A 1137-nucleotide genomic window follows, 5' to 3' on the forward strand; every position below is an offset into this window, starting at 1 on the left:
AGGTCGTGTGCTTCGGGGCGGGGAATGATCGGGTACCAGACGGCGTAGGTGCCGGTGGCAAACAGCTTCAGGTTGCTGGCGATCATCTCGGCCACCAGGCTGTAGTCGCTCTTGATTTCATAGCTAGGATCGCACAGCAGGAAAGCACGGCGGCTCGGTGGGGGCAAGAATTTGCGGATGCCTTCGAAGCCGTCTTCGCGGAACACCGCGATCTGTCGCCCAGCGGACAACTGGGCAATGTTGGCCGACAGGGTTTTGCTGTCGGTAGGGTGCAGTTCAAACAGTTTGAGCCGGTCGTGGTCACGTAACAGTTGTTGCATGATGAAAGGCGAGCCGGGATAGACTTTTTTGCCGCCCGACTTGTTGAAGCTGGCCACCATGTCCAGGTAGTCCTGCAGCGCCGGTGCGGGCACCAGCGGCGGCTGGCCGGGTTCGGGGTCGGCCAGCAGTTTCAGAATGCCATTGGCCGCCTCGCCGCTGGTTTCGGCGTAATCGCCATCGAGCCGGTACAGGCCGGCACCCGCGTGGGTGTCCAGCACGGCCAGGGCCGGGTCTTTTTCGGTCAGGTGTTTGAGGGCGGCAATCACCACCGTGTGCTTGAGCACATCGGCGTGGTTGCCTGCATGGAAGGCGTGGCGGTAACTAAACATAGGCCCCTATGGTAACGAGGCAGGCCGGTGCTGTGTCAGGCTCTGGGTAGATAGAACGCGGACGGGGTGTTTACGGTGAGCCTGAAATGACTCTCAACACGTTCTAAACTAAGACTTCTTGCCCGCCTATGTCCGATTCCACCCATCCCCCCATCCTGCATTCCGATGCCCTGCCCAGCGGCACGCGGCTGGGGGAGTTCGAGTTGGTGCGCCTGCTGGGCGTGGGCGGCTTTGGCATGGTGTACCAGGCTTACGACCATTCCTTGCACCGGTCGGTGGCTATCAAGGAGTACATGCCGACGGCTTTGGCCGGGCGCATGGCGGGCTCCATGGTGGGTATCCGATCGTCGCTGGACGGGGCCAGCTACCAGGCTGGGTTGCAGTCGTTTGTGGCCGAAGCCCGGCTGCTGGCGCAGTTCGACCACCCCTCGCTGGTCAAGGTATTCCGCTTTTGGGAGGCGAACAACACCGCCTACATGGTGATGCC

At 61.7% G+C, this 1137-nt stretch carries 1 protein-coding gene and 1 pseudogene; one reads left to right on the forward strand and one right to left on the reverse strand.

Going from position 1 to position 1137, the window contains the following annotated elements:
- A partial coding sequence (locus tag AC097L_RS25605; RefSeq protein ID WP_479589514.1) for a 23S rRNA (adenine(2030)-N(6))-methyltransferase RlmJ occupies positions 1–650 on the reverse strand: 650 nt, incomplete at its 3' end.
- Positions 651–778: 128 nt separating this feature from the next.
- Between AC097L_RS25605 and AC097L_RS25610 the strand changes: the two are divergent.
- Positions 779–1137 (forward strand): annotated as a pseudogene (locus AC097L_RS25610) (serine/threonine protein kinase); the annotation flags it as partial.

This window comes from Rhodoferax sp. RT5P35, assembly GCF_056521385.1.